Genomic DNA, 18,275 nt, shown 5'->3' with positions numbered 1-18,275 from the left:
GTGAAAGTTCAACACTATTGGTTTTTATGCTAGTTTCATGTACAATCCTAGCATTAAAATCAAATTGGAGGCGATCGATTTGCCTATCCCGGAAAGACTGAAAACGCTCCTGATGCAAAAGGAAGGAACTGTCACAACTGCTGAAGCAAATGAAGCAGGAGTATCAAACGAACGTCTCCGCCTGTTGGTAAAGTCAGGAGAACTGGAGCGTGCTGCATTCGGTGTATATATCCTCCCAGACGAGTTGGCCGATAAGATGTTCATTGCCCAGTTGAGACGCCCGAAAATCATTTACTCACATGAGACAGCCTTATTTCTGCATGACCTTACGGACAGAGATCCCCTTTCCTATACAGTTACAGTGCCTGCAGGATACAACATTGCCCAGCTTCGGAAAGAAGGGTTTACGGTTTTTTCCGTCGCGAGGGAGCTGCATGATCTCGGAGTTACAAAATTGACAACGATGTTCGGGCATACTGTCATCGTCTACGGACTGGAGAGAACGATCTGTGACTGTATCCGAAGCAGGAACCGGATGGACATCGCCGTTGTCACCGATGCGGTCAAACGTTACGTTCTAAGGAAGGATAAGGACCTGTACACACTTATGAAAATGTCGGAAACTTTTGGAGTGTCCAAGCTGATCAGAAGTTACATGGAGTTACTCCTGTAATTACCCACCCCATTTGTGAGGTAAGTTTTATGAATGTACAGTTAGAAAGACAGTTCAATCGCACTAGTATATCGATTAAAGATCTAGACCAGGCTATTAAGTACTTAATACGCCTTAATGAGATCCCCGTAAATTCAAGCGATTTTGAGGTTCGCTCTGCCCTTCTTGTTGCTGCAATAATCTCTTACTCAAGGCCGTTCTCTGGTAACTCAGAAGATGAGTTCGCAACAGGCACCCCAAAATTTGGGAAAAATGAGCAAAGAGAAATAAAAGATATGATTGGAGAAGAAGCTATTGCTTTTCATAAAATGATCATAGATTTAAGGAATAAAGCAATTGCCCATTCTGAATACAAGAAGAACCCTACGCGGAGACTGAAAGAATATCCTATGGAGAATGGTTTTCTTACCATCAGTCGTCATTTTGATATTCTTTCAGTTGATTTAGACACGTCATATTTTCTGAAACTAGCAGAAGCAGTTAAAAAAGTATTAGTGAATAAACTTTATACGCTAAACAAGAGTGGTCGTTAGAACCACAATCTTCGTCGTCTCCGAATGCTTAAATCGGAGATCCAGTGTCTCTAAATCCTTGCTATTACTGAATGTTTAAAACCTAAACCACAAGCCACTGGGTCCCCGTTAAGAGGCGTCCGGGGACGACGGGGATTTTGAACCCCCGCGGCCTTTGGGGTCTATTTGAGTTGTTGGTGGAGACGCGGAGATTCGAACTCCGGTCCAACAGGAACCGGTCTGGAAGCTCTCAGAGGCGACGTAGATCAAGGCTTTAAGATTGGATTCTCCGCGATGCGAGGCGAGCAAATTCCCCAGCGTCCGAAGGACGCTAATTCCCTGGCGGATGCAGTCTCCGCCTGCTTTTACAACCGTTCAGCTCTCGCTCAGCAACTGCTCAGCCATTGCTCAGCCATTGCTCAGCAAAAAAAGACGGGCTTTTGCCCGTCTTTTTTATTACCAATATGGTGGGCGATAGAAGAATTGAACTTCTGACCTCTTCCGTGTCAAGGAAGCGTTCTACCTCTGAACTAATCGCCCAACGAGATGAGATTTTACTAGCTAATGTACGTCCTGTCAATAGTTTATCAGGTTTTGGAGCACTTCCCTCTCAGCGTTTGAAACTTCTGATATTTTCCGTGTGAGGGAAGCGCTCCTTTATTGTTTATTTCTCAAGAATGACCTTAAAAGAACCCTCTGATTCTTCAAAGGACCCCTGCCATCCGGCATTTCTGCCGAACCTCAGGACATTTTCCCTTGAGGTCACTGTGTCTACAAGGACCTCTACCCTTCCTCCGCTGAGCTTGTCGAGTACTTTTTTAGTTTCCACTATAGGCTGCGGGCATGATAGTCCGCGTGCATCCACTGTTTTTGTCTCCATGGTTTCAGGCCTCCTAATCTACCCTGTTCATAAATAAAGTGCCTACGGCAAGACAGAAAACAAGTCCGGCAATAGTTGCGGGGATGCCGTATGCTCCAACTCCGGCACCCGAACTTGCAAGGCTGAAATTATGAGCAAAAGCTGCGCCAAGAAGCATTCCCATTATGAATACACCTGCGTCGGAATCACCTTCGCCAGACATTATGAACATGCGCCCCGGGCAGCCTCCGGCTAATGTGAAGGCAAGTCCGGAAAGTGCCATTCCAAGAAAATTCCACAGGTGCATGGTGTGAGCGACAGGCTGCCCTTCAAATCCGGGTTTGAAGAGCCCAAGGGACAAGTTCGTAAGGAAAGCTGCGACGATAAAGCATACGATACCTTTGAAAAGGTGAGTGTCCTTAAGCATTATAAGATCGCGTATCGCTCCGACTGTGCAGAAGCGGCTTCTTTGAGCAAGCCATCCGACAAGGAGTCCTGCTGCAAGGGCTATTATTAAGGGCGCGTGCATCGATCCGGGACCTTTTTCAGAGAAAAATATCGGTCCTGTACCCTCTGCTCCAAAGAGAGGCTTAATGATAAGAAGTGCAAGAAGAGCTATTGCCAGCAGGGGCATGAAATACCCGGAAGCTTTAGGATTAGGTCGTGCGGCACCGAGACTGAACCCTCTGTAAAGGAAGATTACGCCAATCGCAATTCCCGTTGCGAGTCCGGCAATTCCTGCAAAAGCGTTATAATCGCCTCCCGCAAGCCTGAGATATGCGCGCCAGGGACACCCCAGGAAAACCAGTGCACCTACCATGGCGAAGAAACCCAGGCCAAAACGGATCATCGGGGAAGAACCTCCCCTTGGGCGATATTCACGGTACAAAAGTGCTGATACGAAAGATCCCAGAATAAACCCGGCAAGCTCGGGGCGCAGGTACTGGACAACACCTGCACGGTGAAGTCCCAGAGCACCTGCCACATCACGTGTGAAACAGGCAACACAGACACCCATGTTTCCGGGGTTGCCGAATTTGACAAGCAAAGCCGCAATGACACCAATTATCGTTCCTGCCAGCGCAGGACCGTTTTTTGACATTAACAAACGATTCATAATTGACCTCCTTAGATTTTGAACGCCAGTGATATTGCTGTTATTATAAATTTTTTCGCTGTCAGTTCAAATAAGGAGATGTCAGAGGTATCAGTGAGAAGGCTGGAAAGGATATTCCTCTGTTGTCACCCTGTTTGGAAAAAACAACGAAAAGCGGAAGGTCCAGTCCATGGACCCGTAACTTCTAAATCACGCCATCGCGTTGCCTCCTTCCAAAGGTTAGAAGAATATACTGAATCAAGTGTATTATGCCCGACAAGTATTATATAACAAAGTATATTTATCCGGCATATCAATAATAAATATTATTAAGAAAGAAAAAAAGGAGGCAGGATCTTTCAAAAGAAACGTTCTCCTGCCTCAAACATTCTTATGCTACCTGTCTTGTTGATCAAATCGGTCGATCATTCTTCATCTGCCCAGTAGTTAGGGGCTTCTTTTGTTATGACTATGTCGTGAGGATGGCTTTCCTTCATTGACGCAGCGGTTACCTGGACAAACCTTGATTCTTCGTGAAGCGCCCGGATATCAGGTGCACCTACGTAGCCCATTCCGGAGCGGATACCGCCAACCATCTGATAGACAACTCCCGAGATCGATCCTTTGTGTGCGACCATTCCCTCTATGCCTTCAGGAACAAGTTTGTCTTCCGTAGTGCCCTCCTGGAAGTATCTGTCCTTGCTGCAGCCGCCCTTCATTGCTCCGAGTGAACCCATTCCTCTGTAGCTCTTGAATGAGCGCCCCCTGTATATTACAGCTTCTCCTGGGCTTTCTTCTGTGCCTGCAAAAAGGGATCCGATCATGACAACGTCCGCACCGGCGGCAAGGGCCTTAACTATGTCTCCCGAATACCTGATGCCCCCGTCTGCGATGGCCATTTTGCCTCTTTTATGAACGACATCGGCCACGTTCATGACAGCTGCGACCTGCGGCACGCCTATTCCTGCAACGATCCTGGTCGTGCATATAGATCCCGGACCTATTCCTATCTTTACAGCGTCAGCTCCTGCATCCATCAGGGCTTCTGCTGCACCTGCGGTTGCGATGTTTCCGGCGATAAGCGGCAGGTCGGGATACAATTTCCTAAGCTTGGCAACTGTGTCGATAACCATTTTTGAATGTCCGTGGGCTGTATCGACAACTATTGTGTCTACTCCGGCCTTGACAAGGGCATCTGCCCTGTCAAAAGCATCAGTGCCTACACCGATGGCTGCTCCTACACGCAGACGGCCTCTTGAATCCTTGGTTGCGTTAGGAAATGCTCTGGCCTTCAGGATGTCCTTGATAGTAATGAGTCCTTTAAGTTTTCCGTCTTTGTCAACTATGGGCAGTTTTTCTACTTTTGTACCCATAAGAATGGTCTTTGCGTCTTCAAGTGTTGTACCCATCGGAGCTGTTATCAGGTTTTCTTTCGTCATAACGTTGGATATTGGCTGGTCAAGGTTTGTGACGAACCTGAGGTCCCTGTTTGTTATTATCCCAACAAGCCTTATGTCCTTGTCTACTACGGGCACTCCCGAGATGTGATAGTGCTCCATTAGCGCAACAGCTTCCCTGACCATATCTTCCGGATGGCGGTAGAAGGGGTCAACTATGACGCCTGATTCAGACCTTTTGACCTTGTCAACTTCAACAGCCTGGTTTTCGATCGGCAGGTTCCTGTGAAGTATGCCGATCCCTCCCTCACGTGCAAGCGCTATAGCCAGCCTGCCCTCTGTAACAGTATCCATTGCAGCACTGCAAATGGGTATATTAAGGGATATCTGTGGTGTGAGCATAGTAGATACGTCTACCTGGGCAGGGACAACTTCGCTGTATCCCGGAACGAGCAGTACGTCGTCAAATGTGAAGCCCCTGTATTCAACGAACTTATCTTCAGATCTCTTTTTTGTCATATCGATGCCTCCGTTTGATGATATATGTTCCGGCTGATCTCAGATCTTTTCAGGTACCTGTTCAGCCTTGATTCCAATCGTACTTTGAAAGGGTTGCTACTCCGTGGCAGATCATACATTCATTGCGTCCCACAGTACCGCAGCCTTCGCCCGACTTGATCTTCATGTTGAAATTTGTTTCGCTCTCATTTTCAGCAATAAAAGATACAACGCTTAAAATGAAGTTTGGTATCATGTCCCCCAGCTTAGGAGACTGCGCCTGTAAAGTAACATCTACCCAGTCAATATTCCATCCCTCTGAGCGAACTTTGCTTATCACGGTATTAAGAAGTTCCCTGCTGTCCGCGTCTTTCCATTTTGCGTCAGACGCAGGAAAGAGTGTCCCAATATCCGGAAGGCCGGCGGCTCCGAGTATTGCGTCCATTACAGTATGCAGGACAATATCAGCATCAGAATGCCCAAGAAGGCCGAACTCAGCATTTTCTATCTTAACACCGGCAAGTATGAGTTTTCTGCCTTTCACAAGCTGATGGATGTCGAAACCGTGCCCTGTTCTTTGTATCTTTCTGCCTCCGGTCATCGATGATGCGACCTCCCAGTCAAATTTAGTTGTGATCTTAAAGTTTGACTCCGGTCCTTCTGTGGCAAAGATATCCCTTCCTGAAGCGATCCATGCTTCTGCTTCGTCAGTGCCTTGAAAGCCAAATGATCTGATTGCATCTATCAGTGTTAATTTTTCAAATGCCTGCGGAGTTTGGGTCCGGAAGAATTTTTTTCTGTCTGCACAGACCATCTTTCCTGAGTCCAGCCTCTTGAGTGAATCGCTGGATCCAATAAGAGGAATGGAAGCTCCGTGAATGGCCGTGTTTTTTATCAGTTCGAGGCAAAGCTCCTTTGTTATAAAAGGGCGGGCCGCATCGTGCACAAGCACGTGAGACCCGCATGAATTCTTTAATCCGTTCATTACTGACTGAGATCTTGTGGTTCCTCCGGCAGCAAGACGTGTAGGGATCTTCAGGTCACACCGACCCTTAACCTCTGCCAGACTCTCCTCAGGAACGACAATTACCAGTTCATCTACCATCCCGTCCTTAAATAATTCTTCTGCAATTTTAGCAGACCACTTCCAGACAGGACATCCATCAAGGAGCCTGAACTGCTTCGGAATTCCGCCAAGGCGGGTACCTGTGCCCCCTGCTACTATTATGAAGGACCAGGTCTCTCTGTTCATTTTAAGGACGTATTCTTCCGAAGACCATTCTTCCGGCAGACGTCTGGAGCATGGAAGTAACTGTGACCTTGACTCTTTCTCCAATGCGCTTATAACCGTCTTCGACAACGAGCATAGTTCCGTCATCAAGGTAGCCGACGCCCTGATGGGCCTCTTTTCCAACACGTATTATGTCGATCTCTACGTTCTCTCCCGGAAGCAGCATAGGCTTGAGAGAGTTGGCCAGGTCGTTTACGTTAAGAACAGATACTCCTTCGATCTGGGCGATCTGATTGAGGTTGTAGTCAGTCGTTATGACTTTGCCGTTGAGCTGGCGCGCAAGTACGACCAGGGCTTCATCCACCTTTTCTCTTTCAAGGTCCTTGAGGGTAGTCTCGGGGATCTCAATGTTCAGGGTCCTGATCTTCTGAAGTTCAGTTACAACAGCAAGCCCGCGCCTTCCACGGGTCCTTCTGAGGGGATCTGTTGAGTCAGCTACCCCCTGAAGCTCAGCGAGTATGAACCTCGGCAGAACAATAGTACCCTCAATGAAGCCGCTTTGTGCCACATCAAGTATCCTGCCGTCAATTATTGCGCTTGTATCAAGTATCTTGGGTATGGAGTAGAAAAATTCCGGAGCAACTTCAAGATCTGTCTCTTTTCCATCTTCCCCGTTTTCATTTTTCTTTTTGCGCTTGGGTAGCCGAAGCCTGATATCACCAATATTTGTTATTACGCTCCATATGTCATCTTTTCTTTTTGCGAAGAAACGCAGTCCCAGGTAGCCGAGGGCGACGTTCAGCAGTACCGCAATGTATACCCCTATCCCTCCTGGAATTCTTGACATCGGCATAGCGATGAGGTTAGCAAGCAGCAGACCCAGAATCAAACCAAGCAGGCTCACTGTAAGTTCCGGTACACTCGTATTCTGGAGTTTGGATTCTGTAAATTGTGCGAATTTGCTTACGCTTAACCAGAATAAAGGTGCAAGGATAAAGCCGAAACATGCTGAAACAATAATAATAAATACGGTTGTTGCTATTGGGTGAAGCAGTGTAATTGAGGGCCACCAGTTCTGCTCTATGACTATCTTTGATATCTGATAGCCGGCAGCGGCGCATATAAAAACCATCACTGCTCTGACCAATCTTTTCATAACAGCTGAAAGACCGGATCCGGATGACATTTTGTGTTCTCCCTTCATATTATTTATTGGGTTCTGTTGGGTTACTTGGTTTGTGTGGTTCTCTTTGGTTTCTATTTTCCAGGCATCTCCTTTCTTGATTCCATAGCCATATGCAGTGTGACTCTGTCTGCATAGCCTATGCTTCCTCCTACGGGCAGGCCGTATGAAAGCCTTGATATCATAACGGGTATTCCTTCCAGCGCTTCCTGTATTGCAAAAGCGGTAAGATCTCCCTCTATCCTTGGAGCAGTTGCAAGTACGATTTCCTCAATTTTAAGGTCACATACCCTTTCCCGTAACTTTGTGATGCTTTCTTCCGGTATGTCCTGCTCATCAAGGGGCGAAACCTGACCTCCAAGAACATGATACAGTCCGTTGAATATACCTGCCTGTTCTATTGAAATACAGTCTTCGTCGCTTTCTACTACACACATTATTTTACGGTTCCTCATTTTGTCCCTGCAGATGGAACATGGCTCAATATCTGTTATATTGCCGCATTCGCTGCAGTGGTGAGTTTCATCTTTGACCTGTTTTATGGTGCCGATAAACTCAGTTACCCAGCTGCTATCCTGTTTTAAGATAAAAAACACCATACGCCGGGCAGTTTTTTCACCTACGCCAGGTAACTTACTCCAAAGTTTTATAAGTTTATATACTGAGCCGGGCAGTGAAGTGGCTGACATGCTCTAATTACATCAGACCGGGAAATCCGCCCATTCCCCCGGTAATAGAATTCATTTTGCTGTTCGCCATTTCTTTGCTCTGTTTGAGCGCTTCCTTTATGGCGGAGATTATCAGGTCTTCCAGCATTTCAACATCCTTTGGATCAACGACCTCAGGGGAGATAGAGACAGAGAGAACGTCTCCGTGTCCGTTCACCTTTGCCTTGACCATGCCGCCTCCTGAAACTCCCTCGACCACAGTGCCGGCAAGCTGTTCCTGGGCCAACGCCATTTCTGCCTGCATACGCTGTGCCTGCTTCAAGAGCTTGTCCATTTTCATAAAAATATCTTCCTTTCGATAAAGACGTTATTTGTTTGATTAAACATAAAGTATACAACGATATTATTATAAGCGCCACATGAAAATGCGTATGAAAGCAAAGAAATATTCATTAAAAGTATAATTTGCTCAATGAGCCATTAAACTGTTTCCGGATCTTCATTAGGTTGGTCAGGATTGAAATTGTCGATATGGAGGGCGGTCAAGATAACATAAAAGGCAAAGACCGGCAGCTTGAGTATTCTCCGCCACCTCCAGGGTTCCTGTATGGTACGGTAGAGCCATTCAAGGCAGAGTTTCTGCCATATTATTGGCGCTCTTACTAATTTTCCTGAGATCACGTCCATAGTTCCGCCTATTCCCATGCCAACAGTTGCACCTGATTTTGCGAGGTTTTCTTCAAGCCAGTATTCTTGCTTGGGAACACCCAAACCAACGAAAAGGATCCTGGCACCGCTTTCCCGGATATTTTTGCAAATTCCATCTGTCTCTTCGTCTTTGAAGTATCCGTTCCTTGTGCCGGATATAATGAGGCCCGGATATTTTTCAATTAGTTTTTGAGCCGCGGTCTCAGCAATTTCGGGAGCGCCTCCAAGTAGCCATATTCCCCATCCTTCATAAGATGCCCTCTTGCATATATGTTCTGTAAATTCAACTCCCGGAATCCTTTCCTGGATAGGCGTATGGAGGATTTTGAGGGCTGCGATTAATCCGGCTCCGTCAGGCAGGACTAGTGCCGCGTTTCTTACTATTCTTCTGTACCTTGCGTCAGTTCTGCTTCTCAATGCAGCCAGCGCGTCGGGGGTTACGATCATGGAATGGTCAGTTCCCTTGTTTATCCAGTGCTGTACCTGAGTAAGGGCGTAATTTAGAGAGATGTTGTCGACGCTGATCCCCCACAGTCCCGGCTTTCTGGACTGACTGTTGTCTGACCGTGCGGCATATTTGAAAAAGATCCAGGTGACAGTGAAGAGAGCAACAGCTGCCGCCATTAGGACCAGGAAGCTGGTGGCTCCTGTTTGTATAAAAGCGGCAATGCAGCCGATAAGGGCGCAGATCATTACTACTGTATGGACTGATGTAGCGTGGTCCATTCCTTTACTCAGAAGCTTCCTGTATAGGATCAGGTTGCCTGTAGGTTTAGTCGAGAAGGCTGCACTTACTACGCTTATGGATGTCTCGACCAGAGGAAGCATGAAGAGCCCCAGCGGCAGTACAGCAAGAGTATAAAATGCGACACCTTTGCTTACTCCAAAGATAGAAAGCCCTGCAAAAAGTGTTCCCCAAAGGGCGGTAAGAGGTTCTGTCAGCCTTCTGTATGCGTGTATGTGCCTGCTCCAGAAGACGAGTATCAGCACCATGCCTATGATGCACAGCTGGACAGCTTCCTGTAAGTTTTGAGATGAGAGCATTATGACTATGGAGACAAGTGTCCAGCTGACGGAGAGAAGCAGTCCGCACATACCGGGTATCTCATCGATCTCCTGAAAGAAGATAGGGAATATTCCTATCCAGAGGGTGCTGATTGCGATCGATGCAAAGTATGAAAGGTAGTAGTACTCCCCCTGGGCAAACTCAATGAAAGCTATTCTTGGTCCAAAAAGTGAAAAGCCAAGACCTACTATGAAATAGAGAAACCTGAGGTTTTTGCCTCTGGTCACCTTTTGGCAGAATCCTACACATGCAGCTGCGACACCGGCGGCTATCGTTATCTTGAGAGGCCTGTCAGGCGCCCAGATGCCACAGAGGGCCCAGGCAGCGACCAGTGTAATATCCTTGAGATAATAGTACTGATCGCTCTCAAGATATTTTTTAAAGAATTTCTGTATAAAAATACAGATAACGGCGACAAAGAGAACCAAAAAAAACGTCATGGTGTAATTGCTGTCAGACATTAATGGTCGTTCCTCCATTTGAATATAGGCAGAGTGAGTCTCTTTCCACTGTCTATCCTACCATGTTTGCCTTTATTAAAAAAGGGAGACAGAATAAAAGTCAGGGGTAATGCCCTCCCCTGACTAGATTGGTCCATCAAAACGCAATTGATGCTTATTTTACAAGTTCCATGCCTCCGGCGTAAGGGCGGAGTACTTCCGGAACGGTTATGCTACCGTCCGCGTTCTGATAATTTTCCATCAGAGCGATGAGGCATCTGCCTATTGCGATTCCGGATCCGTTAAGTGTGTGTACAAATCGCGGCTTGGTCCCGGTTGCTGGACGGTACTTGGTACCCATCCTTCTTGCCTGGAAATCTTCACAGTTGCTGCAGGAGCTGATTTCGCGGTAGCAGTTCTGACTTGGGAGCCATACTTCGATATCATACGTTTTCGCCGCACCAAAACCCATATCACCTGTGCAGAGGCAAATGACCCTATACGGAATACCCAGAAGCTGAAGGACTTTTTCTGCGCAGTTCGTCATGTGCTCAAGCTCATCATAGCTTTTTTCAGGAGTGCTCAGCTTTACCATTTCGACCTTGTCAAACTGATGCTGCCTAAGCATGCCCCTCATATCGCGGCCGTAGCTGCCTGCCTCGCGCCTGAAGCATGGTGTAAAAGCACAGTAATATTTAGGCAGGTCGGACTCGTTCATAATTTCGCCGGCATGCAGATTTGTCAGAGGCACTTCAGCTGTGGGGATCAGCCAGAGGTCGTCATTGGCACATTTATAAAGGTCCTCGGCAAACTTGGGAAGCTGTCCTGTTCCGCTCATCGTACCTGTGTTTACCAGTATCGGAGGTGCGATCTCAGTAAATCCATGCTGGGTCGTATGAAGATCAAGCATGAAGTTCATAAGAGCTCTTTCGAGTCTTGCACCTGGACCTTTGAGGACTGTAAAACGGCTTTCAGCAAGCTGGACTCCCTTTTCAAAGTCCATTATTCCAAGAGGCTCACCCAGATCCCAGTGGGCTTTTGGTTCAAAAGTGAATTCACGGGGTTTGCCGTGCTTCCTTATTTCAACGTTGTCGTTTTCATCCGCTCCTATAGGAACAGAATCATGAGGTTTGTTGGGTATCCTCATCGCAAGGTCGTCAAGTTCAGCTTCGATGATTCCAACCTTTTCGTCTAGTTCTTTGACCTTTTCACCGATAAGGCGCATCTCTTCCATCAGTTCGTCGGCGTTTTTCCCGGCTTTCTTCTTCATGCCGACTTCTTTTGCCCCTGCGTTTCGCTTTTCTTTAAGGGCCTCAGCTTCAAGAAGGGTCTCTCTGCGCATGGAGTCAAGCTCTATAAAGCGTTCAAGTGGGAAGGAGTAATTCCTGTTTGCCAGCATCGCGGCAAATTCTTCTGTGTTCTCCCTCACCCATTTGATATCAAGCATTATGCATCAGCTCCTCTGTCCTTACGCACTTCCCTGAGAAGATTGGCTGTCTCAAGCGCTGCAAGTGCAGCGTCAGCGCCCTTGTTTCCGGCTTTGCTGCCTGAGCGGGCAAGAGCCTGTTCGAGGTTATCACATGTGATTATCCCAAACGCTACAGGGATGCGATGCTCAAGTCCTACATGGGCCAGTCCCTTCGCAGCCTCACCTGCTACGTATTCGTGATGTGTGGTGTCGCCGCGGATGACAGCGCCCAAAGTTATGATGGCGTCATATTTGCCGCTCATTGCGATCTCTTTTGCCACTACAGGCTGTTCCCAAGCTCCCGGTGTCCAGTAGACATCTATGTCCTGGTGGCGTACATCATGACGTGAAAGCGCGTCTTTTGCGCCTTCTATAAGTTTTGAGGTAATAAGCTCGTTGAATCTGGACGCTATAATTGCGAAACGAAGACCGCTCCCGATCATATTTCCCTGGACTATTTTCATTTGAATTCTCCCCTTCAAAAGTTTTAATGAATCGATATTATAGTTTTGTTTCTTCTTTTTCCATCTCTTTGCACATAGAGTTGCTAAGTACGTGTCCCATTTTGCGGACCTTTGTATTGAGATATTTTTCGTTGAACGGGTTTGAATCGACCTCGATCGGTACCCTTTCCGTTATTTCAAGCCCATATCCTTTAAGTCCTGTTATCTTAACAGGATTGTTGGTCATGAGCCTGATCTTTCTAAGTCCGAGATCTGCCAGTATCTGGGCACCAACTCCGTAATCCCTGGAATCAGGAGCGTAGCCAAGGGCAACGTTAGCCTCGACAGTGTCCATGCCCTTTTCCTGAAGCTCATAGGCTTTTAGTTTGGCAAGAAGTCCGATGCCACGTCCCTCCTGTCTCATGTAGAGAAGGACTCCGCTTCCGGCTTTTTCTATCATCATCATTGCTTTGTGGAGCTGTGGTCCGCAGTCGCATCTCAGGGAACCGAGAAGGTCTCCCGTGAAACACTCTGAATGTACACGCACCAGCACGTCATCCACTCCGTCTATCTCCCCTTTGACAAGGGCAAGATGCAGTGCACCCGGGTTGTCACCGTAAGGGCTGGTGTATGCATGACATACAAAATCTCCCCAGGCTGTCGGCATGTGGACTGTGGCTTCCCTGCGAACGAATTTTTCCCTTATTACACGGTAACGGATAAGATTTTCAACTGTAATGATCTTCATTTCATGATTTTTCGCAAACTCAAGAAGCTGCGGCAGCCTTGCCATGCTTCCGTCCTCGTTCATGATCTCACATATCACTCCGCCTTCGTTGAATCCAGCCATACGTGAGAGGTCTACCGCCGCCTCAGTGTGCCCTGCTCTTTTAAGTACTCCTCCATGACGTGCCACCAATGGAAAAATATGTCCAGGTCTGTGAAAATCATCAGACCTTGAAAGCGGGTTTGCTAACGCTTTGGCTGTTATTGCTCTTTCCGCGGCTGATATTCCTGTCGTTGTATCTTTTACGTGGTCTACTGAGACTGTGAATGCTGTTCCGTGTGAATCGGTGTTGTGTTCAACCATCGGATTGAGCTGGAGTTTTTTTGCCTGTTCGGCTCCTATAGGCACACAGACAAGCCCTCTGGCATTTTTTATCATAAAATTGATGTCCTCGGTCCTGCAGCAGTCTGCCGCCATTACAAGGTCACCCTCATTTTCCCTGTTTTCGTCGTCTACGACGATTATCATTTTTCCCTGCTTTATATCATTTATTGCTTCTTCTATAGTGTTGAACATTCTCTGCTGATCCCCCTAGACCCAACCATATTTTACAAGTTTATCCCAAGTAAGAGAACTTTTCATCTCTCCGCCATTATCGGCATCGGAAAAACGAGTATTCAAAAATTTTGTTATATATTTACCAAGGATATCTGTTTCGATATTTACGGCATCGCCCTCTCTGAGTTCTGAAAGTGTAGTTTCCGAGATAGTTGTCGGAATGATGCCGACTGAAAAGGTATCCGTGGTGACATCTATTACAGTGAGGCTTATTCCGTCTATTGCGACTGAGCCTTTGTGAACGATCCCGGATAGGATATCAGGACCTGCATTGAAAAAATATTTCATTGTCTCGGAATATGTTTCTATTTTATCGACCTTGGCAAGCCCGTCAATATGACCGGAAACGATGTGACCGTCAAGTCTTGAATCCAGTCTCATAGCCCTTTCAAGGTTTACCCGTGAGCCGTTTTTTAAGTCACCGAGTTTTGTTTTATTTCTTGTCTCTTCCATTATCTCTATGCTGAAGGATCTGTTGTCGGACCTAACTACTGTGCTGCACGCACCTGAGATCGATACAGAATCGCCGATACGCAGCTCTCCGGCTATCTTTGGCGCTTCAATATCGAGCTGCCAGACATCGCCCCTGGGATGTATTGCGGAAACTTTGCCTATAGTCTCTATAAGTCCGGTGAACATGAAAACACCCCCCTGATCCATATGTCATCCCCGCAGGCGGAGGTTTTGATATCTTTAATTATAATTGCATCATTCAGCGCGCCAAGTTCCAGGTATTCGGTAAAGTGTATGCCGCTGCCCAGGATCTTTGGTGCCAAAAACAGTGATATCTCATCAGCCATACCGGATCTGAGCAGTGAGCTTGTCAGTTTAGCTCCGCATTCGATCATCAGATAGTTTACACCTATTTCACACAATTTAGCCATAACAAATTCCAACTCACTGCATTCATGCGCATCAATAGTGTAGACCTCAGCACCAAGTTCTCTGATCCCGGCGATTTTTTCAGTTGACGCATCACTGGCGGTGAAGAAGATAAGATCCTTCTCTTTAAAAAGAGCTGCTGACAGAGGGGTACTCAGCCTTCTGTCAAGGACCACCCTTTTAGGCGTCCTTCCGTCAGCTTCTCTGACAGTAAAAGTCGGGTCGTCTGCAAGGACAGTTCCTGCTCCGCTAAGCAGTGCGTCGTTTTCAGCCCTGATCATGTGGACTTTCTGTCTTGAGCTTTCACTCGTGATCCATTTGCTTGATCCGTCCTTCAGCGCAATGTTCCCGTCTATTGAGGCTGCAATTTTTATGGTGATCCATGGACGTCCGTTCCTCATCCTTCTTATGAATCCCCTGTTCATCCATTTTGACTCTTTTTCAAGAACTCCGCTTGTTACCTCTACCCCGGCATCCCTGAGCATGTTTTCTCCACGGCAGTCCACTATAGGGTTAGGGTCTGTCATTCCGATCACGACACGCGAAACTTCTTTTTCGATCAGCATTGGCGCACACGGAGGCGTCCTTCCCTGATGACAGCATGGTTCAAGGTTTACGTATACGGTGGAACCTTTTACATTCCCGCCTGCATTCCTGACCGCTTCTACCTCCGCGTGAGGTTCTCCGCAGCACTTATGCCAACCTGTACCGATTATTTCTGAATCACGCACAATAACGCAACCGACCCGCGGGTTGGGGCTGACAGAACCTGTTCCGTTCAAAGCTAAGGATAGTGCCATCCTCATATAGTGTTCATCCTGCATCTTCTGATCATGAGAGGTCAATTTTCCGGACTCCCTTCATCTGCCTGCCTGAGATGTTCCTGTATCCTTTTAGCCAGTGTCCTGCCTATTCCCGGAGATGAAGCCAGATCTTCCTCGGCGGTATCCATTATAGCTCTTGTGCTTCCAAATTTTGTTATGAGCTGAGCAGCTTTGGTTCTTCCTACTCCGGGGATATCTTCGAGTTTGCTTCTCCTGAAATTTTTGCCCCTGGCTGCCCTGTGGGATGTTATCGCATATCTATGAGATTCGTCCCTTACGTGCTGCAGGAGTCTCAGTGCAGGATCTGTGTGATCGAGACGTATGGGTTCCTTTTGATCCGGTATGTATATCTCCTCATTTTCCTTGGCCAGGGAAATTATCGGTATGCCGATGATCTCAAGTTCCTTCAACGCCTCCATTGCAAATTCAAGCTGTACCGGACCTCCGTCGATCAGGATAAGCTGGGGCATCGGCTCCTGTCCGTCCATGCACCTTTTGTATCTTCTAAGCAGAGTCTCTTTCATAGACCTGAAGTCATCTATGCCCTCGACAGTCTTTATGTTGAACCTTCTGTACAGGGAGGTGTTCGGGTATCCCTGTTCAAAGACAACAACTACACCTACTGTCTCTTTGCCGGCAGTGTGTGATATATCGAAACCATCTATCCTCCATGGAAGCATGGGCAGTTTTAAAATATCCTGGAGGCGGTTCAGCGTCTCCCAGAAGTTGTCCCTGCCTGCCTCGATCTCCGGAATGTTGTTTCGCTGGCGGCTGACCCTCCAGATAGCCCTTATGGTGTCCCGAAGTGCCGCTGCCTCTTCAAATTCAAGGTTCTGTGCCGACCTGTCCATTTTTTTTCTAAGCTTTTCGACTAGCTCAAGACCTTTGCCCTGCAGCATCATTATTACATCCGCTGCCCTTTCCCTGTACTCATTTTCAGTGCAAAGCCCGGCACAGGGCGCAAGGCAGTGTCCAAGGGAATGCCTCATGCATGGACGGACCTTTCTATTTGGCTCTTTTATTTCCCCCTTGCAGTAACGCAGAGGTAGATAGCGCTCTATTAGTCGAAGGAGTTCCCTCACTTCGGAGACTCTTACGAACGGGCCTATATAAACTGCACAGTCATCCTGCTTTTGTCTGGTTACCACAATACGCGGAAATTTTTCTGATGTGACCTTTATATATGCGTACCGTTCGTTCATTTTGAGGTCTACATTGAAGAAGGGCTGATATAATTTTATCAGTCTGTTTTCGAGTATAAGGGCCTCTATCTCCGTCTCTGTCCTGATAGTCGAAATATCTGATATCGTATCTACCAGTTTCCTCAGCCTGGGCGAAGCGAAGTTGGAATGGCGAAAATATGAAGATACCCTCTTCTTGAGAGATTTCGCCTTGCCGACGTAAATTATTTTGCCGTCCGGATCACGCATCATATACACTCCGGGTTTATCCGGGAATGCTTTTATATGATTAAGAAGGTCTTCTCTTTTCAAAAAAAAATTCCTTTCCGTGATTGCTGATGTCAGGCTCATGGTATAGGATATCATAGTATGGTTAAAGTAGCATTCAGGAGGTGCCACAATGGCTCTGGTAGTTTATAACGATCTAACGAGAAAAAAAGAACCATTTGAACCAATAGAAAAAAACAAGGTCAGATTTTACGTCTGCGGACCTACTGTATATGATTTTTTCCACATCGGCAACGCTAGGCCTTTCGTTCTCTTTGACCTCTTTAGGAGATATCTTGAGGCGACCGGCTACGAGGTGACGTTTGTCCAGAATTTCACCGACATAGACGACAAAATGATCAGACGTGCAAACGAGATGGGAATAACTGTCCCTGAATTGGCGGAAAGATTCATTGCAGAATATTTTGAGGATGCTGACGCTCTTGGTATCAAAAGAGCGGATGTCCACCCCAGGGCTACCCACGAAATAGAGGAGATCATCAAGATCGTTAAGACACTCATAGAGAAAGGCCACGCCTATGAAAAAGAGGGGGATGTCTACTTCTCTGTAGTAAGTTTCCCAGAATACGGCAAACTTTCAAAACAGAGCATAGACGAGCTTGTGAGCGGAGCAAGGATCGAAGTGGATGAAAGAAAGAACAATCCGCTTGATTTTGCGCTCTGGAAGGCCAGCAAACCCGGAGAGCCTTTCTGGGAGAGCCCGTGGGGCAACGGCCGACCGGGCTGGCACATCGAATGCAGCGCAATGTCCACTAAGTATCTTGGAGACTCGATAGATATCCACGGCGGAGGCAGCGACCTTGTATTCCCCCACCACGAAAACGAGATAGCTCAGTCTGAGTGCGCTTCCGGGTGCCAGTTTGTAAAATACTGGCTCCACAACGCATACATAATGATCGACAAAGAAAAGATGTCGAAATCCCTTGGCAATTTCATGACGGTAAGAGACATAAGGAATAAATTTAATCCGCTGGTGCTTCGCTACTTCCTCCTGAGCGCGCACTACCGCTCCCCCATCAATTTTTCTAAAGAGGGTCTGGACCAGGCTCAGAGCGCGCTTGAAAGGATCAACAACTGCTATGCTGACCTTAATTTCGCAGTGGCAAACCGTAACCCCTGTGAGAAGGATGACTCGCTTGCCGAGGCTGTGACCCGTGCCAGGCAAGGCTATAAAGATGCTATGGAAGATGATTTCAACACAGCCGGGGCTCTTGGGAGCATATTTGACTTGATCAGGGCTGTTAATGTCCATCTGACGGAAAACGAGGGGCTATGCCGGGAGGGCATAAAGGCTGCAAAGGATTTCTTTGATGAAGTGAACAGGGTATTTGGATTCTTTCAGACTGAGGAAGGCTCTGATGCTGAAATAGACGCACTTCTTGCTGAGAGGGTCGAGGCCAGAAAATCCAAGAATTTCAAAAGATCGGACGAAATCAGGGATCTGCTGGCGGCAAAAGGGATAATAATCGAAGATACGCCGCAGGGCGCACGCTGGAAAAGACAGATCTAGCTT

At 47.2% G+C, this 18,275-nt stretch carries 17 protein-coding genes and 1 tRNA gene; 3 read left to right on the top strand and 15 right to left on the bottom strand.

Translation table 11 applies throughout. From position 1 onward, the window contains the following. Positions 1 to 37 precede the first annotated feature (37 nt). Together CVV54_00325 and CVV54_00320 are read left to right on the top strand one after the other, a co-directional pair. Positions 38 to 673 (top strand): abortive phage infection protein, encoded by a 636-nt coding sequence (locus CVV54_00325; protein PKL05309.1) that lies wholly within the window; start codon positions 38 to 40, stop codon positions 671 to 673. Between the two features lie 29 nt (positions 674 to 702). After that, positions 703 to 1,206 (top strand): hypothetical protein, encoded by a 504-nt coding sequence (locus CVV54_00320; GenBank protein ID PKL05308.1) that lies wholly within the window; start codon positions 703 to 705, stop codon positions 1,204 to 1,206. A 444-nt stretch (positions 1,207 to 1,650) separates the two neighbouring features. Here the strand turns inward: CVV54_00320 and CVV54_00315 are convergent. The 15 genes from CVV54_00315 to CVV54_00245 form a co-directional block, all read right to left on the bottom strand. After that, positions 1,651 to 1,725, bottom strand: a tRNA-Val gene (locus tag CVV54_00315). Positions 1,726 to 1,849: 124 nt separating this feature from the next. Continuing rightward, entirely contained in the window at positions 1,850 to 2,065 is a 216-nt protein-coding gene (locus tag CVV54_00310) for a SirA family protein (protein ID PKL05307.1), read from the bottom strand. Between the two features lie 13 nt (positions 2,066 to 2,078). Further along, on the bottom strand, positions 2,079 to 3,161 hold the full coding sequence (locus CVV54_00305; protein ID PKL05306.1) for a YedE-related selenium metabolism membrane protein: 1,083 nt from the start codon (positions 3,159 to 3,161) through the stop codon (positions 2,079 to 2,081). Positions 3,162 to 3,565: 404 nt separating this feature from the next. Continuing rightward, positions 3,566 to 5,056 (bottom strand): IMP dehydrogenase, encoded by a 1,491-nt coding sequence (locus CVV54_00300; protein PKL05305.1) that lies wholly within the window; start codon positions 5,054 to 5,056, stop codon positions 3,566 to 3,568. A 61-nt stretch (positions 5,057 to 5,117) separates the two neighbouring features. Further along, a complete protein-coding gene (ispF, locus tag CVV54_00295) occupies positions 5,118 to 6,287 on the bottom strand; it encodes a 2-C-methyl-D-erythritol 2,4-cyclodiphosphate synthase (protein PKL05304.1) in 1,170 nt (389 codons plus the stop codon). 1 nt (position 6,288) lies between these two features. Beyond that, positions 6,289 to 7,452 carry a twitching motility protein PilT gene (locus tag CVV54_00290; GenBank protein PKL05303.1) on the bottom strand — a complete coding sequence of 388 codons (1,164 nt, stop codon included), beginning with the start codon at positions 7,450 to 7,452 and terminating at the stop codon, positions 6,289 to 6,291. Between the two features lie 71 nt (positions 7,453 to 7,523). After that, positions 7,524 to 8,138: a recombination protein RecR gene (locus CVV54_00285; protein PKL05302.1), complete on the bottom strand. Its 615-nt coding sequence runs from the start codon at positions 8,136 to 8,138 to the stop codon at positions 7,524 to 7,526. Positions 8,139 to 8,145: 7 nt separating this feature from the next. Further along, the gene (locus CVV54_00280) at positions 8,146 to 8,457 is read right to left on the bottom strand and encodes a YbaB/EbfC family nucleoid-associated protein (GenBank protein PKL05301.1); all 312 of its coding nucleotides are present in this window, start codon (positions 8,455 to 8,457) and stop codon (positions 8,146 to 8,148) included. A gap of 140 nt (positions 8,458 to 8,597) precedes the next feature. Continuing rightward, positions 8,598 to 10,352 (bottom strand): glycosyl transferase, encoded by a 1,755-nt coding sequence (locus CVV54_00275; GenBank protein ID PKL05300.1) that lies wholly within the window; start codon positions 10,350 to 10,352, stop codon positions 8,598 to 8,600. A gap of 154 nt (positions 10,353 to 10,506) precedes the next feature. Continuing rightward, positions 10,507 to 11,778 carry a serine--tRNA ligase gene (locus tag CVV54_00270; protein ID PKL05299.1) on the bottom strand — a complete coding sequence of 424 codons (1,272 nt, stop codon included), beginning with the start codon at positions 11,776 to 11,778 and terminating at the stop codon, positions 10,507 to 10,509. Continuing rightward, the gene (locus CVV54_00265) at positions 11,778 to 12,263 is read right to left on the bottom strand and encodes a 6,7-dimethyl-8-ribityllumazine synthase (GenBank protein ID PKL05298.1); all 486 of its coding nucleotides are present in this window, start codon (positions 12,261 to 12,263) and stop codon (positions 11,778 to 11,780) included. Before CVV54_00265 ends, CVV54_00270 begins: the two co-directional genes overlap by 1 nt. A gap of 37 nt (positions 12,264 to 12,300) precedes the next feature. Then, positions 12,301 to 13,545, bottom strand: coding sequence for a bifunctional 3,4-dihydroxy-2-butanone-4-phosphate synthase/GTP cyclohydrolase II (locus CVV54_00260; protein PKL05297.1), 1,245 nt, complete (start codon positions 13,543 to 13,545; stop codon positions 12,301 to 12,303). A gap of 15 nt (positions 13,546 to 13,560) precedes the next feature. Beyond that, positions 13,561 to 14,226 carry a riboflavin synthase gene (locus tag CVV54_00255; protein ID PKL05296.1) on the bottom strand — a complete coding sequence of 222 codons (666 nt, stop codon included), beginning with the start codon at positions 14,224 to 14,226 and terminating at the stop codon, positions 13,561 to 13,563. Continuing rightward, positions 14,208 to 15,293 carry a riboflavin biosynthesis protein RibD gene (gene ribD / locus CVV54_00250; GenBank protein ID PKL05605.1) on the bottom strand — a complete coding sequence of 362 codons (1,086 nt, stop codon included), beginning with the start codon at positions 15,291 to 15,293 and terminating at the stop codon, positions 14,208 to 14,210. Before ribD ends, CVV54_00255 begins: the two co-directional genes overlap by 19 nt. A 17-nt stretch (positions 15,294 to 15,310) precedes the next feature. After that, on the bottom strand, positions 15,311 to 16,786 hold the full coding sequence (locus CVV54_00245; GenBank protein PKL05604.1) for an excinuclease ABC subunit C: 1,476 nt from the start codon (positions 16,784 to 16,786) through the stop codon (positions 15,311 to 15,313). Between the two features lie 88 nt (positions 16,787 to 16,874). Between CVV54_00245 and CVV54_00240 the strand changes: the two genes are divergently transcribed. Further along, on the top strand, positions 16,875 to 18,272 hold the full coding sequence (locus CVV54_00240; GenBank protein PKL05295.1) for a cysteine--tRNA ligase: 1,398 nt from the start codon (positions 16,875 to 16,877) through the stop codon (positions 18,270 to 18,272). The last annotated feature ends 3 nt before the right edge of the window (positions 18,273 to 18,275 follow it).

Source organism: Synergistetes bacterium HGW-Synergistetes-1 (assembly GCA_002839185.1).
Lineage (GTDB): Bacteria > Synergistota > Synergistia > Synergistales > Synergistaceae > Caenicola.
The sequence above is the reverse complement of the archived record's forward strand: the minus strand, read 5'-3'. Positions and strand labels throughout refer to the sequence as shown.